This window comes from Azospirillum sp. B4, assembly GCF_000333275.1.
Taxonomy (GTDB): Bacteria; Pseudomonadota; Alphaproteobacteria; order Azospirillales; family Azospirillaceae; genus Nitrospirillum.
Genome location: NZ_BACU01000584.1, coordinates 1 through 18,510, shown reverse-complemented (window position 1 = coordinate 18,510; position 18,510 = coordinate 1). Strand labels below are relative to the sequence as shown.

The 18,510-nt window shown below is 67.8% G+C and carries 15 protein-coding genes and 1 tRNA gene; 10 read left to right on the top strand and 6 right to left on the bottom strand.

The features are described from left to right. Nucleotides 1–297 precede the first annotated feature (297 nt). Nucleotides 298–1,563, bottom strand: a complete 1,266-nt coding sequence (locus I55_RS26400; protein WP_159107280.1) for a glycosyltransferase — start codon at nucleotides 1,561–1,563, stop codon at nucleotides 298–300. A gap of 178 nt (nucleotides 1,564–1,741) precedes the next feature. Here I55_RS26400 and I55_RS26395 point away from each other — a divergent pair, with 178 nt between their 5' ends. The 4 genes from I55_RS26395 (at nucleotide 1,742) to I55_RS26380 (ending at nucleotide 7,351) form a co-directional block, all read left to right on the top strand. Further along, a complete protein-coding gene (locus tag I55_RS26395; protein ID WP_044563711.1) occupies nucleotides 1,742–2,446 on the top strand; it encodes a hypothetical protein in 705 nt (234 codons plus the stop codon). A 130-nt stretch (nucleotides 2,447–2,576) separates the two neighbouring features. Further along, nucleotides 2,577–3,116: an FKBP-type peptidyl-prolyl cis-trans isomerase gene (locus I55_RS26390; RefSeq protein ID WP_044563710.1), complete on the top strand. Its 540-nt coding sequence runs from the start codon at nucleotides 2,577–2,579 to the stop codon at nucleotides 3,114–3,116. A gap of 264 nt (nucleotides 3,117–3,380) precedes the next feature. Beyond that, a complete protein-coding gene (locus I55_RS26385; RefSeq protein ID WP_159107279.1) occupies nucleotides 3,381–6,422 on the top strand; it encodes a ligand-binding sensor domain-containing diguanylate cyclase in 3,042 nt (1,013 codons plus the stop codon). Nucleotides 6,423–6,556: 134 nt separating this feature from the next. Then, entirely contained in the window at nucleotides 6,557–7,351 is a 795-nt protein-coding gene (locus I55_RS26380) for a crotonase/enoyl-CoA hydratase family protein (protein ID WP_044563708.1), read from the top strand. Here the strand turns inward: I55_RS26380 and gcvA are convergent. The 4 genes from gcvA to I55_RS37890 form a co-directional block, all read right to left on the bottom strand. Beyond that, the gene (gene gcvA / locus I55_RS26375; RefSeq protein ID WP_044563707.1) at nucleotides 7,336–8,238 is read right to left on the bottom strand and encodes a transcriptional regulator GcvA; all 903 of its coding nucleotides are present in this window, start codon (nucleotides 8,236–8,238) and stop codon (nucleotides 7,336–7,338) included. The two genes, I55_RS26380 and gcvA, sit on opposite strands and share 16 nt — an antisense overlap. Before the next feature lie 13 nt (nucleotides 8,239–8,251). Continuing rightward, the gene (gene murA / locus I55_RS26370) at nucleotides 8,252–9,535 is read right to left on the bottom strand and encodes a UDP-N-acetylglucosamine 1-carboxyvinyltransferase (RefSeq protein WP_044563706.1); all 1,284 of its coding nucleotides are present in this window, start codon (nucleotides 9,533–9,535) and stop codon (nucleotides 8,252–8,254) included. Nucleotides 9,536–9,646: 111 nt separating this feature from the next. After that, on the bottom strand, nucleotides 9,647–10,201 hold the full coding sequence (gene dcd, locus I55_RS26365) for a dCTP deaminase (RefSeq protein ID WP_044563705.1): 555 nt from the start codon (nucleotides 10,199–10,201) through the stop codon (nucleotides 9,647–9,649). A 185-nt stretch (nucleotides 10,202–10,386) separates the two neighbouring features. Beyond that, complete coding sequence (locus I55_RS37890; RefSeq protein WP_199902737.1) at nucleotides 10,387–10,542, bottom strand: hypothetical protein; 156 nt, start codon at nucleotides 10,540–10,542, stop codon at nucleotides 10,387–10,389. Nucleotides 10,543–10,766: 224 nt separating this feature from the next. Between I55_RS37890 and I55_RS26360 the strand changes: the two genes are divergently transcribed. The 3 genes from I55_RS26360 (at nucleotide 10,767) to I55_RS26350 (ending at nucleotide 15,216) form a co-directional block, all read left to right on the top strand. Beyond that, nucleotides 10,767–10,841, top strand: a tRNA-Thr gene (locus tag I55_RS26360). Between the two features lie 234 nt (nucleotides 10,842–11,075). Next, nucleotides 11,076–12,491: a DUF2252 domain-containing protein gene (locus I55_RS26355; RefSeq protein ID WP_044563703.1), complete on the top strand. Its 1,416-nt coding sequence runs from the start codon at nucleotides 11,076–11,078 to the stop codon at nucleotides 12,489–12,491. 322 nt (nucleotides 12,492–12,813) lie between these two features. Continuing rightward, nucleotides 12,814–15,216 carry a TonB-dependent receptor gene (locus I55_RS26350; protein ID WP_044563702.1) on the top strand — a complete coding sequence of 801 codons (2,403 nt, stop codon included), beginning with the start codon at nucleotides 12,814–12,816 and terminating at the stop codon, nucleotides 15,214–15,216. 63 nt (nucleotides 15,217–15,279) lie between these two features. Here I55_RS26350 and I55_RS26345 read toward each other — a convergent pair whose 3' ends face one another. Further along, nucleotides 15,280–16,266 (bottom strand): YafY family protein, encoded by a 987-nt coding sequence (locus I55_RS26345; RefSeq protein WP_044563701.1) that lies wholly within the window; start codon nucleotides 16,264–16,266, stop codon nucleotides 15,280–15,282. 108 nt (nucleotides 16,267–16,374) lie between these two features. On the opposite strand from I55_RS26345, the gene I55_RS26340 reads away from it, so the two are divergent. From I55_RS26340 to I55_RS26330, 3 genes are all read left to right on the top strand, one after another. Beyond that, nucleotides 16,375–17,034 carry a hypothetical protein gene (locus I55_RS26340; protein ID WP_199902735.1) on the top strand — a complete coding sequence of 220 codons (660 nt, stop codon included), beginning with the start codon at nucleotides 16,375–16,377 and terminating at the stop codon, nucleotides 17,032–17,034. A gap of 65 nt (nucleotides 17,035–17,099) precedes the next feature. Then, nucleotides 17,100–17,969 carry an NIPSNAP family protein gene (locus I55_RS26335; RefSeq protein WP_199902734.1) on the top strand — a complete coding sequence of 290 codons (870 nt, stop codon included), beginning with the start codon at nucleotides 17,100–17,102 and terminating at the stop codon, nucleotides 17,967–17,969. Between the two features lie 162 nt (nucleotides 17,970–18,131). Further along, nucleotides 18,132–18,467, top strand: coding sequence for a hypothetical protein (locus I55_RS26330; RefSeq protein ID WP_199902733.1), 336 nt, complete (start codon nucleotides 18,132–18,134; stop codon nucleotides 18,465–18,467). The last annotated feature ends 43 nt before the right edge of the window (nucleotides 18,468–18,510 follow it).

The following is an 18,510-nucleotide window of genomic DNA, read 5'->3' as shown; positions in this document are numbered from 1 at the left end:
ATATTCAAGGACACGCAAACCCCCAAGAGCCAAAAGTTGAGCGGAGGATGGAAACAGGGCGCGGGAGAGTGCCCCCTCCGATCCGGTGGCCGGTCAGGAAATCCTGCCGGGTGGGCGTTCTGCCCGTTCCGGGACAAGAAAACACTCCCCGGGGGGTCCCTTCATGAAGGACGCCGCGCGGCACTTGGAAGGGGGCCAAACGGTGTCAAAGCATCCCCCCCGGATAGATTGTCTCTTGGCGGGAATCACCAATGGCCGCCCCCAAGCGCTTGAGCGCCCTGCAACTCTTGGGCGGTCTCAGCAACGCCGGGCCAAGGCCAGGATAAGGTCGCAGGCTTGCCCGATCGCCGTGTTGGCGACGAAGCGGGCGGATACGTCCACGCATCGCCGTTTCACCGCCGTGGCGGTCGTCAGATGACCCAGGGCCGCCGCCACGGCGGCGGGGCGGTAGCGGCGCATGGACAGCTGCGCGCCCACCCCCAGGGCCACGGCCCGGGCGGCGTTGTCGAACTGGTCATGGGCCATGGGGCGGATCAGCTGCGGCACGCCCGCGGCCAGCGCCTGGCTGGTGGTGCCGATGCCGCCGTGGTGGACGAAGGCGGCGCAACGGGGCAGCAGATGGCTGAAGGGCGCATAGTCCACACGGATCACACCCGGCGGCAGCGGACACGGCACCTGGTCGGCATGGCGGGTCAGCAACACGCCGCGCAGGCCCGCCAGGCGGCAGGCTTCCACCGACGCGCTGAAGAAATCCAGCCCCCGCGCCGTGGCGGTGCCGGTGGTGAAGGCCACAGGGGGCGGGCCGGCGGCCAGGAACGCCTCCAGATCTGGCGGCAAACCCGTGCCGGGCGCGCTGTCATAAAGGGGAAAGCCCGGCAGGGCCAGGCCGGCGGGCCAGTCGGGCTGGCGCGGCGCGAACCATTCCGGGAACAGGCCGAGGACCAGGTCGGCCTGGTTCAGCCAGGCGTCCATGGGCCGGCGCACCGGCGCAAGGCCCACCGCTTGGCGGTGACGGTTGAGCGTGGCACCCAGTGTCGGGGCCACCACCAGCGTGTCGACCAGGCGCCAGAACATCCGCTTCAGCCAGCGCGGCGCGCCGGGGCCGGGCACGGGACCGCCGTGGCGGGGCAGCGCGTGGGTGGTGCGCAGCACGCTGGGCGCCAGGTGCACGGTGACGGCGGGCAGGCCGTGGCGTTCGGCCAGCGACCGGGTGATGAAAGCCAGGGTGCTGCCGACCACCAGGGTCCGTCCAGGGACCACGGCGGCGTTCAGCACACCCCACGCGTCCACGCCGCCCAGGTCCATGGCCTGGGCCATGACGCCCAGTGACCGGATGGGGTGGTTCAGGTCGGGATGGCGCAGCAGGGTGTCGTAGAATTCCGCCGTGCCCAGGGCGGTGAAGGGCAGTCCGGCGGACCGCGCCAGCCCTTCGAACACGGCGATGGCGTAGAGGTGCGGCTCATGCCCCCGGCGCTTCAGTTCCGCGCCCAGGGCGATGAAGGGCAGGACATCCCCATGGGATCCGGCGGCGACGATCAAAATTTTCAGGGGCAGGACTTTCAAAGGCGGCGCCTTACCCGGGAAACGGCATCCTCGATTAACCCGCTGCTTGAATGGGTGCAAGAGGCGGGCGCTTGGTTGCCTCCCACCCTTCGTATAAAGGCGGCCGACCGTTGCCTGGCCCCGCCCCTGGGTCTAGGGTCCGGGCCACGCACCCCCACCGGAAAGGGCCAGTCGCCCCATGCGCCGTTTCGCCTTCCTCGCCACCGTCCTGCTGATGTCCCCGGCCGCTTTCGCCCAGTCGCCGGCCCCAGCAAAGCCCCCCGCCGCCAAGCCGGCCCCCGTGGCCCGGCCCGCCGGCGACCTGCCGGCCGGCGGCTTGCCCAGGATGGGCGCGGATTACCAGGCGGCGGAGACGCTTACCGTCAACGGCGTGCGCCAGGACATTCGCGTCTTCCACGACCAGGGACGGGAGCGGCGCGAGATGAAGGAGGGTGGGCTGAGCACCGTCCTGATCCTCCGGCCCGATCGCGATGCCGCCTTCGTGCTGCAGCCGGAGTCGCGCATGGCGGCGCCGCTGTCGCCCCAGGACCCGGAGGCCGCCCCCGACCTGACCCGGCTGGCGCAGCTGGACGCCGAGGCGCTGGGCCGGGAAGCCCTGGCCGGCGAGCCGGTGGTGCGGTACCGCGTCGTCGGCACCTACGACCAGGGTGGTGGCTTCGAGGGGCAGGTTTGGTCCACCGCCGACGGCATCTACATGCGGGTAGAGGGCACGGCCAATGACGGCAGCGGCCCCATCGCCATCCGCCTGGATCTGGCGGACCTGAAGCGCGGCCGGCAGGACGGCGCCCTGTTCGAACTGCCCAAGGGCTATTCGATGATGAATTTCGGTCCCATTGACGCGCCCGTGCCGGAAGGCTTGCGCCAGGATGCGCCCAAGCCGTAATCCTTGTGATGGCGGGGTGGGGGCAAGCCACCGTCCAGTATAAAACAACCGGCAGCCGGTAACGCCCGCGCGGGCGTCCGTCAAGGACGCGTGAGGGGCGGGGGCCGGCCGGCTTCGCAGGAGCGGTCTGATGCGCGGGCACACCTTTATGTTCTCCACCCTGCTGGCGGCGACGCTGGCCCTTCCGCTGGCGGGTTCGGTTCGGGCTCAGGTTCCGCTGAACGCCCGGCCGGGGATCGGCGGCCAGGTCGACGCCCAGCACCAGTTCATCCTGGATTACGCCAAGCAGCCGGGCGTTGAGATGTCCACCGATGGCGTGGCCTATCGCTTTCTGCGCAAGAAAGAACCCGCGGTGGGCGTGCAGCCCCTGCCCAACAACCGTGTCCGGGTCCATTACGAAGGCCGGCTGATCGACGGTACGGTTTTCGACAGCTCCTACCAGCGCGACGAAACGGCAGTCATGTCGCTGGAAAAGGTGGTGAAGGGCTGGGTGGAGGTGATTCCCCGCATGCACGTCGGCGACAAGGTCGAAATGGTCATTCCGGCGGAATTGGGGTACGGCCAGAAAGGCTCCGGCGACGGAACGATCCTGCCCGGCGCCACGCTGATCTTCAAGGTCGAGTTGTTCGAGGTCCTGCCGGGCGAGCTGCCGCGCAAGGGCGGCGGCTGACCGAAAGGGCTCGCCGGCCGATGGCCCGCGTCTAAAGACACTTGCGTTGTCGCGCGCAACCCCGTCACATCATGGACATATGCCGTTCGAGGGGGCGCCACGGGTGGACCTCGCACACGGCATCGGGGAACAGGCACGCGCAACGTTTTGGGAACTGTCGCCGCCGTGAGCATGGGGACGACCGCCGCGGGATCAAGGCCAGGGCAGCGCCGGTGGGCGGGGATGGTCCCGCTTTTCCTTGCCTGGCTGCTGGGATCCCTGTGTGTGGGGCTGCCCGCGGCGGCACAGGAATACGCCTTCCGCTCCTACACCCAGGAAGATGGTCTGGCGAACCTGTCCATCACCGCCCTGGCGCAGGACGCCATGGGCTTCCTCTGGGTGGGCACGGAAAATGGCCTATATCGTTTCGATGGCGGAAAGTTTCAGCGTTTCGGCCCTGCTGAAGGACTGAAAGAGCCTTACGTCAGCGCTGTCCACGTGACCCCGTCCGGGGTGCTGTGGGTGGGCACCACCGGCGGGCTTTACCGCTGGGACGGCCGAACCTTCAGCGCTGTGCTTCTGGATGGCCGGCCCGTGCCGGTATGGCAGGGGCAGAAGCTGGCCCTGCTGGACGCCGGCCATTTGCTGGTGGTGGGGCGCGAGGAACTGCTGGTGGTCGAGGGTGAGAAGGCGCCGGCCGGTGGCACGGCCTGGGTGGCGCGTCCCTTCTTCTCGACCGAGCAGAAGTCGGTCCTTCCGGCCCTGACCCGGATCCAAAGCGTGCGGGTCTTCGGTGTGGGCGAACAGGGCGGTGGCGACATTTGGCTGGGTTGCGGCCAGGTCCTGTGTGAAGTGCGTCAGGGTGAACTGAAGCAGTGGGGGCCTGACCAAGGCGTTCCCGCCGACCGCTGGGGCAACGTCCTGCGCGATGTCGACGGCACGCTTTGGGCCCGGGGGGAGCATCAGGTGCTGGCCCTGGCGCCGGGTGAGGGCCGGTTCACCGCCCAGTTGCCCATCCCTTCCACCCGCACCAATGTCCGCGTCTTCCTGCCCCTGCTTCAGGATATGGACCGCAACATCGTGACCTTTGGTGACCAGGGGCTTCTGCGCCTGGCGCGCCCCACCAGGGGAATGGCGGGCCCCGCGCCGCGCTGGGAACAGCTGGGCGACGCCAACGGCCTGCCGGCGCGTGAGGTCAGCGCCCTGCTGGTGGATCACGACGGCGACCTGTGGGTGGGCTCCGCCGGCCTGGGCCTGACGCACTGGATGGGCTATCGCAGCTGGGCGAACTGGACGGCGCGCCAGGGGCTGATGCACGAATCCGTCTGGTCCTTCCGACGCGATGGCGCCGGCAGGCTGATGATCGGCACCGATGGCGGCCTTGCCAGGATGGAGGAAGGGGGCGACCGGCCGCCAAGCATCGTCCCCGCTCCCGGTGCCCAGGCCGTTCAGAACCATCAGGTAGGCAGCCTGACGGTGGACAGGTCCGGTCGGCTGTGGGGAGGCACCTTCTCCGGCCTGCTGTTCTACCAGGACCCCGCCGGCGCCGGCCGGAAGGCCGGCGCGGAACCACCGCCTGCCGTGGTGATCGGCCACTTGCCGCTGATCTTCCAGGTTTTTGTCGACGGGTCGGGCCGGTTGTGGGTACTGACCCGCAAGAAGGGCATCTATGTCGTCGACAACCCCGACGGGCCCAACCCGCAGGTGACACCCTTGGGCGCCGCCCTGCCCATTCCGCCCGACAGTTCCGTCTCCAGCGCCTGCCAGGCGCCGTCCGGCACGCTTTGGTTCGCCACCGAAGCGGGGCTGCTGCGCTATGGCGAGGGCAGGTGGACGGCCCCCGTCATCACCGGTGCGCCCCAGGTGACGCGCTACAACGTCATCGCTTGCGCGCGCGATGGCAGCTTGTGGCTGGGGGGCGAAACGGTGCGCCTAGCCCACGTCCAGGAACCGGCCGGCGCGGTTGGCGGCGGCGTGCTGCAGCCGGTGGGCGACGTGACGGAAGACCTGGTGGGCGATCGCCAGGTGCTGGCCCTGCTGGAGGACCGGCGCGGGTGGATCTGGCTGGCCACCGACAGCGGCATCCTGGTATGGAATGCCGGGTCGTTGCGCCAATACAGCCATGAGACAGGCCTGGTCTGGAACGACTGCAACCAGAGCGCCCTGATCGAGGATGACGACGGCACCCTGTGGGTGGGCACCAGCAAAGGGCTGACCCACATCACCCGGCCGGACCTGCTGTTCAACCGGCCGGCGCTGGTGACACGGGTCACGGGCATCGAGCGCAACGGCGTGGCCCTGCCGCCGGATGGCGGGTTCGAGCTGCCCTGGGACACAGCACCCCTGACCTTCCACCTGACGACGCCCAGCTTCCGCAGCCGGGGCGGGCAGATCTATCGCTATCGTCTGAACGGGCTGGAAACCGACTGGAACGTCACGGCGGCGGAGGAGATACGTTATTCCGCCCTGCCGTCCGGCACCTATGAGTTGGAGATCGTGGCCCGCAACACCGCTTTGCAGGCCATGGCGCCCTCCATCCTGGTGCCCTTCACCATCCGACCGCCCTGGTGGCAGACCAAGCTGTTCTTCGCCGCGTGCGCGCTGGCCGTGGTGGTGGTGGGCGTCGCCATCTATCGATGGCGCACCCATACCGATGTCGAGCGCCGGCGTACGCTGGAAACCCTGGTGGAGGCGCGGACGCGGGAGCTGGAGGCCTCGCGGGAGCAACTGCGCCAGCTGGCCATGTACGACAGCCTGACCCGGCTGTGGAACCGGCGCGCCATATTGGACTTGCTGGAACTGGAACTGGCGCGGCGGCGCGAGGGCGGCTACCTGACCGTGGTTCTGGCCGATGTCGACCACTTCAAACATATCAATGACACCCATGGCCACCCGGCGGGGGACGCCGTTCTGGTCGAGGTGTCGCGCCGTCTGTCGGCGGCGGTGCGCAGCTACGACGCCGTCGGCCGGTATGGCGGTGAGGAGTTCCTAATCCTGCTGCCTGGCCTGGGGCGGGATGATTGCGGCGAGGTGCTGAGCCGCCTGCATGGCGCCATCGCCCTGACGCCCATCGCACTGGGCGATGTGCCGGTGGGAATGGCCCACGCGCTGGAGGGTGGACCGACGGTGCCGGGCGTCCATGTGGACGCCTTCGGCGTCAGCCTGACGGTGACCTGCAGCTTCGGCGTCATCTGCGTGGGGCCGTCGTCCGCCCATGGCCCGAAGGGTGTGCCGCCGCTGGAGGAGATCATCAAGCGGGCGGACCAGGCGCTTTATCGGGCCAAGCACCTGGGCCGCAACCGGGTGGAATACGCGACCGGCCTGTGACCGGCCTTCCAGCCACCCGCCTTTCCTAGAATATTCAGGTGAAAGCCGCTCATCCGTGGATGCGGAGGGTGCGTTTGCCCGTGGGAACGCCAGACGGGACAGTGGGGACCTCTCATCCCAGAACAGGTGTCCCGATGACCGCCCCCCTCCTGCTCACCGCCCTTGAGGATGGCATTGCCACCCTGACGCTGAACCGTCCGGAAAAGCTCAATGCCCTCAGCTATGGACTGGTGGATACCCTGTTAACGGCCCTGGATGGGATGGAGGGTGAACCGTCGGTCCGCGCCATCATCCTGACCGGTGCCGGCGACCGTGCCTTTTCCGCCGGTGGCGACATCCCGGAATTCGCCCGCAGCGTGCGGCAGGGCACCTTGGTGGCGGTGCGGGATTTCGTGCGACGCGGCCAGGCGCTGACCAGCCGGATCGAGGCGTATCCCAAGCCCATCATCGTCGCCGTCAACGGCCTGGCCTATGGCGGCGGTTGCGAGATAACGGAGGCCGCCCCCCTGGCCGTGGCCAGTGAACTGGCCCGGTTCGCCAAGCCGGAGATCAAGCTGGCCATGCCACCCACCTTTGGCGGGACCCAGCGCCTGCCCCGGCTGGCGGGGCGCAAGCGGGCGTTGGACCTGCTGCTGACGGGCGACAGCTTCGGTGCCGACCGCGCGCTGGACCTGGGCCTGGTCAATCGGGTGGTGCCGCACGACCAGTTGATGCCGGCGGCCCGTGACCTGGCCCTGCGCATCATCCGCCACGCGCCGGGCGCCGTGGCGGCCATCCTGGCGGCGGTGACGCGCGGGGTGAACCTGCCCATCGCCGAGGGACTGGCGGTGGAAAGCGCCGCCTTCGGGGCGCTGGTGCCGGGGCATGACCTGGGTGAAGGGCTGGACGCCTGGATGGCACGGCGCGCGGCCGTCTACACCGGGGCTTGAGCCGCCAGTTCCGCCGTGATCCAGGCGCGAAAGGCCACCACCTCCGGCCGGTTGCGCGTCGCCCGGCTGGTGATCAGCCAATAGCCGGTGCGGATGGTGTGGGGAGGCCCCAGCACGGCCACCAGCCGGCCGGCGGTCAGGTCGGCCTGCACCAGGGGCAGTCGGCCCATGGCGATGCCCAGGCCATTGGCCGCCGCCTCCAACGCCATGTGCACGGTATCGAATCGGGGTCCTGCCATCAGGTCGGACGGGTCGATGCCGGACAGCGCCGCCCAGGCCGCCCATTCCTCCCGCACGCTGTCCACGTGCAGCAGGCTGTGCGCCGCCAGGTCGGCCGGCGTCTTCACAGCGGCCACCAGGCCGGGGGCGCAGACCGGCACCAGCGCCTCGCGCACCAGCGGGGTCGCGAAAAGATCTGTGCCGCCGTCCTCTTCACCGTCCTGGCGCATGCGGATGGCTGCGTCCACGCCGTCGCGGGGGAAGGCGACCGGCCGGTGGCTGGTGTCGAGGGACAGGGTGATGTCGGGGTGCCGGTCACGGAAGCGGGACAGACGCGGCACCAGCCAGCGCAATCCGAAGCTGGGGGCCACGCTGACGGCCAACCGGCCACTGGGCGCGCGGCCCGGCAAAGCCGCCGTGGCGGTGGCCAGCCGCTCCAGCGCGTCGCGCACCTGGGGCAGATAGGCGCCGCCCGTTTCCGTCAGGGTCAGGCTGCGGTGGCCACGCACGAACAGCGGCGCGCCCAGCCAGTCCTCCAGGGATTGCAGAGCGTGGCTGACGGCGCTGGGCGTCAGGTTCAGCTCCGCCGCCGCCTGTTTGAAGCTGAGATGCCGGCCCGCCGCCTCGAACAGGCGCAAGGTGTTCAAGGGCGGCAGGCGGTAGGACATGGCGACGATCCTATCAGTCGCCCTTCAGGCGTTCCATCTGGGCGCCGCAAGCGTTCAGCTTGTCCTCGATGCGTTCATAACCGCGATCCAGATGGTAGATGCGGTTGACGGTGGTGTCGCCCTGCGCCGCCAAACCGGCCAGCACCAGCGAGACGGAGGCGCGCAGGTCCGTCGCCATCACCGGCGCGCCGGTCAGGTGCCGCACGCCCCGCACCAGGGCGGAAGAGCCATGGACGGTGATGTTCGCACCCATGCGCGCCAGCTCCGGCACGTGCATGAAGCGGTTCTCGAAGATGGTTTCGGTGATCATCGACGCACCCTTGGCGGTGCACATCAACGCCATCATCTGAGCCTGCAGGTCGGTGGGGAAGCCCGGGAAGGGCTCCGTCATCACGTCCACGCCCACCACTTCGCCATTGACACGGCGCACCCTGAAGCCGGTGTCCGTGGGTGTGAACGAGACCTCGGCGCCGGTCAGCACGTTGGCCACCGCCTGGATGTGTTCCAGATTGCCGCCCACCAGTTCCAGTTCACCACCGGTGATGGCGGCGGCCATGACGTAGGTGCCGGTCTCGATGCGGTCGGACACGATGCGGTGGCGGGCGCCGTGCAGGGCGGGCTTGCCCACGATGTGCAGACGGTCGGTGCCGATGCCGCTGATCTCCGCCCCCATGGCCACCAGGCAATGGGCCAGATCGGTGATCTCCGGCTCACGCGCCGCGTTGATCAGGACGGTCTCACCCTTGGCCAGGCTGGCGGCCATCAGCAGGTTCTCGGTGGCGCCCACCGACACCTGGGGGAAGACGAACTCCGCCCCGTGCAATCCACCGGGGGCGGAGGCGTGGATGTAGCCGGCCTCCAGCTCGATCTTCGCACCCATGGCCTGCAGGCCCTTGATGTGCAGGTCGACGGGCCGCGTGCCGATGGCGCAGCCGCCAGGCAGCGACACCTTGGCTTGGCCGAAGCGGGCGACCAGAGGCCCCAGCACCAGCACGCTGGCGCGCATCTTGCGCACCAGGTCGTAGGGCGCCTCGGTGGAGGTGATGTCATTGGCGCGCAGCTTCACCGCGCGCTGGTCACAGGACGTCGCCCCACCTTCGTACACCATGTCCACGCCATGCTGGGCCAGCAGGTTGGCCATGGTGGTGATGTCGGCCAGGTGGGGCAGGTTGTCCAGGGTCAGCGTCTCCTCCGTCAGGAGGCAGGCGGCCATCAGCGGCAGGGCCGCGTTCTTGGCGCCGCTGATGCGGATGCTGCCGTTCAGCGGCGTGCCGCCGCGGATGCGTAACTTGTCCATGGGATGGGGGCCGATCGGTTCAAAATTGCCGGTTTTGGCTGGTCCGGCTGAATGCGGGAACGGTATGGCGGAATTAGGGCGCCGCCAGGAATGGGACCACAGGCGGCGGGCTCACAGGCGCGGCAGTGTGACACCCTGCTGACGCATGTACTTGCCGGCACGGTCGGCGTAGGAAATCTCGCACACGCTGTCGCCCTTCAGGAACAGGAACTGGCACAGGCCCTCGTTGGCGTAGACCTTGGCCGGCAGGGGCGTGGTGTTGCTGATTTCCAGCGTCACGTGACCCTCCCATTCCGGTTCCAGCGGCGTGACGTTCACGATCAGGCCACAGCGGGCGTAGGTGCTTTTGCCCAGGCAGATCACCAGCACGTCGCGGGGCACGCGGAAATATTCCACCGTGCGGGCCAGCGCGAAGCTGTTGGGCGGGATGACGCAAACATCGGTCTTGCGATCGACGAAGCTGGCGTCGTCGAAACGCTTGGGGTCGACGATGGCGCTGTCGACGTTGGTGAAGATCTTGAACTCGTCCGCCACGCGGGCGTCGTAGCCATAGGACGAGAGGCCATAGGAGATGACGCCCTCGCGCTTCTGCGCCTCCACGAACGGTTCGATCATGCCCCGGTTCTGCGCCATATCGCGGATCCAGCTGTCGGGCATGATGGCCATGGGCGGTGCTCCTCATCGGGAAAGGGGTCGCGCTGAAATGCGAACCCCTTCTTAGACCCTCCCGGCGTGCCGCTCAAGGTGACTCTGAGCGGCGTGTCTAGCGGGCATACGCACCAGGAATGGGCGTCGCGGCCGGACGGCACCCACCACATATGGTCCAATCACATATGGTCAAGGCGCCAAGCTTATTCGCCCTCGGGCGCGGTGGGGTCGGCGGCGTCCTCCCGTTCGCGCGATTGCGCCTTGCGGCGGCGCAGGTTTTCGCGCAGCGCCGCGGCCAGGCGTTCCTCGCGGGTCGGGGGCTTGTCGGCGCCGGATTTCGCGGGCGACTTGTCGCTCATGGGACGGTGTTACTCCTAAGGGGCGGGGAAGGGGGCGGGAATCCCGGCCATTGTCCCGTCGCAAGGGTCGGAAAATAAGCGCAGAATGGCGCGGCGCCAAGCGGTCTCGCCGGGCGTCTCAGGCGTGTTGTGGCGAGGCCCCGTCCATTTTCTTTCATTTTCTTTGATCAAAAGGCTTGCATCCCCTCCGCCCCTGTGGCAATTACCCCGCCCACCGGACGGGCGCTGCCGTAGCTCAGTGGTAGAGCACTCCCTTGGTAAGGGAGAGGTCGAGAGTTCAATCCTCTCTGGCAGCACCATCCGAATCCTCCTTAAAATCAGACACTTAAGACCGGTTCGCGGATATGCGGCACGGTGCGGCCGATTGCCCTGGCCCATGAACAATCATGGAACGGCCGCGTGTTTCTGATGAACAATCCGTGCACCTTCCGGCTTTTAGCCCCGATGCGTCCGGGTTCAACCTCCTGTCCTTATCCGTCCTGACACATCGGCATTCCGCCCCCCCGTGCCCTTGTCCCGCCCGGAGAGAGACCATGACCGATCTCACCGCCCTGCGTGCCTTGCCCGCCGATCGCCGCAGGCAGGCGGGCAAGGATTTGCGTGACAGCGCGCCCCGCTCCGGCAACGCGGCGCTGCCGGCGATGAAGGGGCGGGGTGATCCCATCGATCTGCTGGTGACGACCTCCACCCAGCGCATCCAGTCCCTGCTGCCGGTACGCTGGGCCCGCATGGTCGCCAGTCCTTTCACCTTCCTGCGGGGGGCGGCCACCGTCATGGCCCGCGACCTGGGTGAATTGCCCGTCAGCGGCATCCGGGTCCAGGCGTCGGGCGACTGCCACCTGATGAATTTCGGCATCTACGCCAGCCCGGAGGGGCGGCCGGTGTTCGACCTCAACGACTTCGATGAGACGCTGTCGGCGCCCTTTGAATGGGACGTGAAGCGGCTGGCGGCGTCCCTCGTGCTGGCGGCCCAGGATTCCGGCCATTCCCCCAGCGCGGCCAAGGACATGGCGCGGGCGGCCGTCACCGCCTATCGTCTGCGCATGGCGGAATTGGCCGACCTCGATCCGTTGACCGCCTGGTCCAGCCGGGTGGACATCGCCGCCATGGCCCAGGGCATCACGGACGAGGCCGCGCGGGAAAAGGAAATGGCGCGGTTGGCCGAGGCGGCGGCCACGCCGTCCGGCGGCGATGATTTTCCCCGCCTGGCCAACCGGGACGGTGGACAGGCCCGTATCCGCGATGTGCCGCCCCTGATCTATCACTTCGATGAGGAGACGGACCGCCAGGGCCAGGCGGCCTTGCGCGCCCGTACGCTGTTCACGCGCTACCGGGACACCCTGCCGGAGGAGCGGCGCTTCCTGGTCGACCGCTATCAGTTGGCCGACGTGGCGTTCAAGGTGGTGGGCGTGGGTTCGGTCGGCACCTTCTGCGCCATCGGCCTGTTCATCGACCCTGACGGCCATCCCCTGTTCCTGCAGGTGAAGGAGGCCATGGCCTCGGTCCTCGCCCCCTACGCCGGCCCCTCGCCCTACGTCAACCAGGGGCAGCGGGTGGTGGTGGGCCAACGCACCCTGCAGACCGTCAGCGATGGCTTCCTGGGCTGGGCGGCGGATGATGCCGGGCGCCATTTCTATATCCGCCAGTTGAAGGATCGGCGCCTGGCGTCGGCTGGTACCTTGATGGAAAGCGACCGTCTGGACTTCTATGCCACCCTGTGCGGCGCCACCCTGGCCCGCGCCCACGCCCGATCCGGCGATGCCGCCCTGATCGCCGGTTATCTCGGCACTTCCGAAACCTTTGACGACGCGGTGGCCGATTTCGCTGCCGGCTACGCCGAGATCAGCGCGGCTGACCACGCCCTGCTGAAGCAGGCTGTCGCCGATGGCCGGCTGGTGGTGGCGGACCTGCCCGCCAAGGGCAAAGGCAAAGGGAAGAAGGGCGACTGAGTGCCGGCGCCTCCCCCCGCTTGCGGCTCCCCAGGCACCCAATAGTCGCGTTTTTGCGCCGATTCGCTTTTACCGTGCGCCTTCGTCGGGCTTGGGTGCGGCAATTTGTCTGACCTTGTGGTCAGAAAACAGTCACAAAACCTGACCGTTTGATCAAGTTTCTGTCAAATTCGCGCCCGCGAAGCGCGAAGGACATACAGCCATCGAGCTTTCCCCGCAACGTCTTGAAGTTGCAACATTCTGATGTTAGTGCAAATGCACAAACCTTGAGGGCGACCCGCCGGGAAGCAGGGCGCCGGTTGGATAATATCGGGGGATTCTTATGATGAAGTTCACGCGGGGCGGTGTGGCCGCCCGCGAACACTTACGCCTGCGCGGCATGCTGCTGGCCGGTGCCGCCTTCAACGTCATGGTGTGCGGCGGGGCCATGGCGCAGGAGGCCTCGTCGGCCGGTGACGTGGAAACCATTCTGGTGACCAGCGGTCGCCCGGCGGGGGCCGCAGGCATGATCACCTTGCAGGAGGCGCCGAAGTCCGCCTCCTCGGTTTCGCGGCAGTTCATTCAGGACCAGCCGGCCGCGGCCAACCCCTTCCAACTGATCAATCTGGCCCCGGGTGTGAATTCCAATGGCCGTGATGCCACCGGCACCGGCCGTGGCGCCATCTCCGTCCGCGGCTTCCAGTCCAACCAGATTGGCCTGATCCTGGACGGCGTGCCGGTGAACGACAGCGGCACCTTCAACGTCTATCCCCAGGAATACATCGACGCCGAAAACCTCTCCCAAGTCTACATCATGCAGGGCGCTGGCGATGCCGACACGCCCAACGTGGGTGAGACGGGCGGCAACATCGGCATGGTCATCCAAAAGCCATCCGACGACTTCCATGTCATGGCGCAGCAGGCGCTGGGCGACAATAGCCTGCGCCGCGAATTCGTGCGGGTGGACACGGGCGACATCGGCTTCCGCACCAAGGCCTTCATCTCCTACTCCAACGCCGCCGTGGACGTGTGGCGCGGTGTGGGCGACACCAAGCGCCAGCATGTCGACGCCTCCATCGCGCATGACATCGGCGACAGCAGCCGCATCGCGCTCAGCGCCTTCTACAATACGGCGGAAACCTATTCGTATCAGGCGCTGAGCAAGGCGCAGATCGCCCAGTACGGCTACAACTTCAACTTCGCCACGGCCTTCGCCCCCACCGACCCGGCGGCGAACGGTACGGCGCAAAACGACAACAACAGCGCCACTTTGAACGGCCAGACGCTGCTGCAGCGGTCAAACTATTATAAGCTGGCGACCAATCCGTTCGAGAACCTGGTGGTGTCGGTCAAGGGCAACTTCCTGCTCACCGACAGCGTCCGCCTCGATGTCCAGCCCTACCTTTGGTACGGCTTCGGCGCCGGTGGCACCGCCGGCTATTTCTCTGAGACCAATGCGGCCCAGTTGGGCGGACCCCGGGATCTGAACGGTGACGGTGACACCAAGGACACCAAGCTGTTCTACAATCCTTTCGCCCAGCAGCAGATGCGCCCCGGATTCCTGACACGTGGCAAGTGGACCTACGGTCACAATGAGCTGGTGGTGGGCTTCCAGTACGAAATCGGCAAGCTGCGGGAATGGAAGCCGCTGCTGTCGGTGGACGCGTATGGCAACCCCGTCAGCCTGTGGCCGGACCTTTACAACGAGCATGTCTTCCGCGCCGACGGCACGGTGGTCCGTACCCAGGACCAGAAGACGACGACCGAGGTGGTGCGGCCGTTCGTGGTCGACACCCTGAACCTGTTCGATGACAAGCTGTCGCTCAGCGTCGGTCTGCAGCACTCGCAGATCAACCGCAGCGGCATCAACTATCTGCCGCTCAGCCTGCGCACGGCCGGCAATGCCGTTGCACCGACCCACCCGGAACTGGACCAGGGCAAGTTCGTGCCCAGCGCCGGTGCCGTCTATCACATCGACGACAGCAATCAGGTCTTCCTGTCGGCGACGCAGACCTTCCGCGCCACCGACAACTCGGCCCTGTATACCCCGGGCGTGAACCTCTCCACCATCCAGCCGGAGACCACGGTGGACCTGGAAGCCGGCTTCCGTCACGCCGACGAGTGGTTCATCAGTTCCTTCACCGTGTTCAACACCAACTACTCCAACCGCCAGCAGTCGCTGTTCGACGTCACCGCCAACACCACGGTGTCGAAGAATATCGGCGGCGTCATCATCAAGGGGGCGGAGGCGGAGATCGGCACCAAGCCCATCGACGGCTTCTCCGCCTATCTCTCGGCGGCCTACACGCAAAGCCATCTGAAGAACGACATTTATGTCGGTCTCAACAACGGCGCCACCGTGCCCCTGCCCACGGCGGGCAAGCAGCTGACGGACACGCCCGAATGGCTGGTGTCCTCCATGCTCCGGTATGAACGGGACAGCTACTTCGCCCAGATCCAGGGCAAGTATACGGCCCACCGCTTCAGCTCGCTGACCAATGACGAGGAGGTGCCGTCCTTCTACACCTTCGACGTTTCCGCCGGGTACACCCTGCCGGAGTCGTTGACCGGCCGGTTCGCCACCAAGCTGGTGCTGTCGGTCACGAACCTGTTCGACAAGCACTACATTGGCGGTATCAACTTCGGGAACAACGCCCTGGCCTATAACGGCGTGGCCGCGAACCTGCCGACGTACCAGCTGGCGCCGCCGCGCTTCGTCTCCGCCAAGATGTCGGTCACGTACTGACCCAAGGCAAGGCGTCCAGGTTCAAGGGATGGGGGGCACCGGTGGCGACTCCGGTGCCCTTTTTTAATTCTGATAGCGGCGATGCAACCCTGCCGCCAACGCGGCCATATGGGCGCGCAGGGCTGGCGGCTCCAGAACCTCCACGGTGAGGCCCAGGCCCAGCAATTGGTGCGCCGTCCAGTCCACCGCCTCCAGGGGAATGTCCGCTTCGGCCCAGCCGCTGGCGTCGGTGGGCCGCAGGGTCGCGGTGATGCGTTCGTTGAAGGCGGGGGCCAGGTTGCGCAGCATCTTCAGGCCCGCTGACGTCGCCTTCACCCGGGCGGTGCCGGTATAGAGGCCGGCCTCGAAGCTCTCCAGCGATTCCCGCCAATGGGCGGGCAGGTCGAAATCCTTGGGCCGGGTGAAATGCCGGTCCAGCACCGTATGCGCCAGGATGTTGGAGACGCGGTAGGTGCGCGGGCCGCCCGGCGGCTTGCCGGCCTCCGGCTGGCTTCGCGCCACCAGGTACCAGACGCCCCCTTTCAGCACCAGGCCCAGCGGCTCCACCGTGCGCTCCACGACGCCGGCCCAGCGCTCATACCGCATGCGGATGATCTGCTCGTTCCACACCGCCCGGGCGATATCGGGCAGGATGTCCACCTTGCCCGCCTCCTGGAACCAGCCCACGGGATCCAGGTGGATCCGCGCGTTCAGCCGCGACGCCGTCTGGCGTCCCTGTTCCGGCAATGCCGCCAGCAGCTTCAGCTGGGCGGCGGCCAGGGTGTCGCCCAGCCCCAGCTCTGCCGCCGGCCCCGGCAGGCCCGCCAGGAACAGGCTCTCCGCCTCCTGCGCCGTCATGCCGGTCAGCCGGGTGCGGTAACCGTCCAGCAGTTGGAAGCCGCCGGCCCGGCCCCGGTCGCCGTAGACCGGGACGCCGGCGGCGCTGAGATCGTCGATGTCGCGATAGATGGTGCGGACGGTGACCTCCAGCTCTTCCGCCAGGGCCTGGGCGGTCTGGCGGCCCCGGGTCTGGAGCAGCATGAGCAGGGAGAGGAGTCGGCTGGCGCGCATGAATTTCAAACTAGCAGATTATACCTGACAAAGGATGTCAGGTTTTGTCCGGTAAAAAGGACGCACCGGACAAAACGCCCGGTTTTCCCCTCGCGGAGGACCGTTCCCATGCATTCCCTACCCCCTGATTTTCCAACCGCCACCCGGCGTGCCGTCTTGTTGGGTGCCGGGCTTCTCGCCTTCAGCGCCGGCCTGCCCGCGCGGGCGGAACGGCTGCCGCCGGTGGACCGCCGGCCGGCCGATCCCGACCAGCCGGACCTGCTGACCGGCGGCCCCGGTGCGGGTGATTTCGATTTCCTGGCTGGCCGCTGGTCGGTGCTCAGTCGCCGGCGGGTGAACAGCGGGGCCGGTGACGGCCGCTGGGAAGAAGCCCGGGCCAGCGCGCATGGGCAGATCATGTTGGGCGGCCTGGCCTGCCTGGACGAACTGGAACTGCCGGGGCCAACGGATAAGCCGGCGGCGGCCGTCACCTTTCGCCTGTACGACCCCGCCGTCCGCCAATGGACGCTCCACCGGGTGGACAGCCGTACCGGCGCCCTGCAGGCGCCGCTGACCGGGCATTTCACCGGTGGCCTGTTTGCGGGTCGCCGGGGCGAATTCCATGGTCAGGACCAGGACCCGCTGCTGGGCCACCCCGTGGCGGTGCGGGTGGTGTGGTCGCGCATCACCGCCACCTCCGCCCATTGGGAGCAGGCCTGGTCGGCCGACCAGGGGTGCCGCTGGGAAACCAACTGGACCCAGGAGTTCACCCGGCATGAGGCCTCTTGACCTCAACTATTCTTGAGGTTTTAGCGTGCCCGACAGCGCCAACGACAAGAACAAGGAAAACCACCATGAGACTGCAAGCCATGGTTCTGCTGGGCCTGACCCTGCTGGTCGGGGCCGGCGTGGCTGATCGGGCCTTGGCCTGGCCGCCGGACCTGTTGCCCGTCAATGCCCTACCCTTGAAGGCCGCGCCGCGGGCGGACGCGCCGCCAAAGGCCGCCGCCGGGCCGTGCTGCGCGGTCGTGGAATTACGCCAATACACGCTGAAGCCCGGCCAGCGCGACGTGCTGGTCGATCTGTTCGACCGCTATTTCCTCGCTGGGCAGGAGGCCCTGGGCCTGCGGGTGGTGGGGCAGTTCCGCGACCTGGACGACCCCGATCGCTTCGTCTGGCTGCGGGGCTTCGCCGACATGCCGTCGCGCGCCGATGGCCTGGCGGCCTTCTATGGCGGGCCGGTGTGGAAGGCGCACCGGGAGGCTGCCAACGCCACCATGCTCGACTCGGACAATGTCCTGCTGCTGCGGCCGGCGGCGGTGGGTACAGGGTTCGCGCAGGCCACCCCGCCGGGCGGGCCCGCCGGCACGCATGGGCTGCTGGTCGCCACCCTCTACTATCCGTTTCCCGCGCATGATGCCGCGGCCGCCCAGGAGATGGCCGACGCCTTCACGCGTGACGGGGCGGCGGCGTTGGCCGCGGCGGGCGGGCCTGTCATCGCCACCTTCGTCACCAATGCCGCAGCCAACACCTTTCCGCGCCTGCCCGTGCGGGAGGGGGAGGCGGTGTTTGTCACCTTCCAGGCCTTCGCCGACGCGGAGGCGTATGAACGGTATCGCGCGGGGCTGTCAGCGCCCTGGTGGCGGGGGCATGTGCTGAAAGGGGCGCCAGAGGTCCATCGCCTGGTGCCGACCGCCGGGTCGCGGTGGCAGGGCCCCTTCTGAAGGTGGCTGCCTTCCGGCCGATGCGCCCGGCTGCCGGGCGGCCTTCCGGCTATTCCCCCTATGGCCAATACCGACCTTTGGGGGCCTTGGCCCCGCCATGATCCAACCAGACAGTGACACGGGAACACATACCGTTCCGATGTCCTTGCACGGGAGGCTCAGATGCACCAATCCACGCGGCATACGCCTGCGTCCCCCCTACCCGACGCGCGCCGCCGCCGCTGGTTGAAGCCGCTGATGGCCGGCGCCGCCGTCATGGGGGCCGGGTTGCTGCTCAGCGCCTGCGCCACCCAACCGGCGCCGATGGCCGGGCATGAACTGCCCGGCTTCCTGTATGGCCTGCTGCATGGTCTGATCGCGCCCTTCAGCTTCGTCTACAGCCTGGTTTCCGACACCCGCGTCTACGCCTACCCCAACCCCGGCCGGTGGTATGACTTCGGTTTCCTGCTGGGGGTTAGCGCCTGGGGCAGCGGCGGCACCACGGTGATACGGCGCTGACCCATCCCGGGCGCGGGTTCGCCTACATCCCGGACATGCCGGC

Bases quoted from the DNA above. Each gene is read 5' to 3' on its own strand.
- I55_RS26395 (WP_044563711.1), top strand. From the start codon at position 1,742: ATGCGCCGTTTCGCCTTCCTCGCCACCGTCCTGCTGATGTCCCCGGCC.
- I55_RS26390 (WP_044563710.1), top strand. From the start codon at position 2,577: ATGCGCGGGCACACCTTTATGTTCTCCACCCTGCTGGCGGCGACGCTG.
- I55_RS26380 (WP_044563708.1), top strand. From the start codon at position 6,557: ATGACCGCCCCCCTCCTGCTCACCGCCCTTGAGGATGGCATTGCCACC.
- gcvA (WP_044563707.1), bottom strand. From the start codon at position 8,238: ATGTCCTACCGCCTGCCGCCCTTGAACACCTTGCGCCTGTTCGAGGCG.
- murA (WP_044563706.1), bottom strand. From the start codon at position 9,535: ATGGACAAGTTACGCATCCGCGGCGGCACGCCGCTGAACGGCAGCATC.
- dcd (WP_044563705.1), bottom strand. From the start codon at position 10,201: ATGGCCATCATGCCCGACAGCTGGATCCGCGATATGGCGCAGAACCGG.
- I55_RS37890 (WP_199902737.1), bottom strand. From the start codon at position 10,542: ATGAGCGACAAGTCGCCCGCGAAATCCGGCGCCGACAAGCCCCCGACC.
- I55_RS26355 (WP_044563703.1), top strand. From the start codon at position 11,076: ATGACCGATCTCACCGCCCTGCGTGCCTTGCCCGCCGATCGCCGCAGG.
- I55_RS26350 (WP_044563702.1), top strand. From the start codon at position 12,814: ATGATGAAGTTCACGCGGGGCGGTGTGGCCGCCCGCGAACACTTACGC.
- I55_RS26345 (WP_044563701.1), bottom strand. From the start codon at position 16,266: ATGCGCGCCAGCCGACTCCTCTCCCTGCTCATGCTGCTCCAGACCCGG.
- I55_RS26340 (WP_199902735.1), top strand. From the start codon at position 16,375: ATGCATTCCCTACCCCCTGATTTTCCAACCGCCACCCGGCGTGCCGTC.
- I55_RS26335 (WP_199902734.1), top strand. From the start codon at position 17,100: ATGAGACTGCAAGCCATGGTTCTGCTGGGCCTGACCCTGCTGGTCGGG.
- I55_RS26330 (WP_199902733.1), top strand. From the start codon at position 18,132: ATGCACCAATCCACGCGGCATACGCCTGCGTCCCCCCTACCCGACGCG.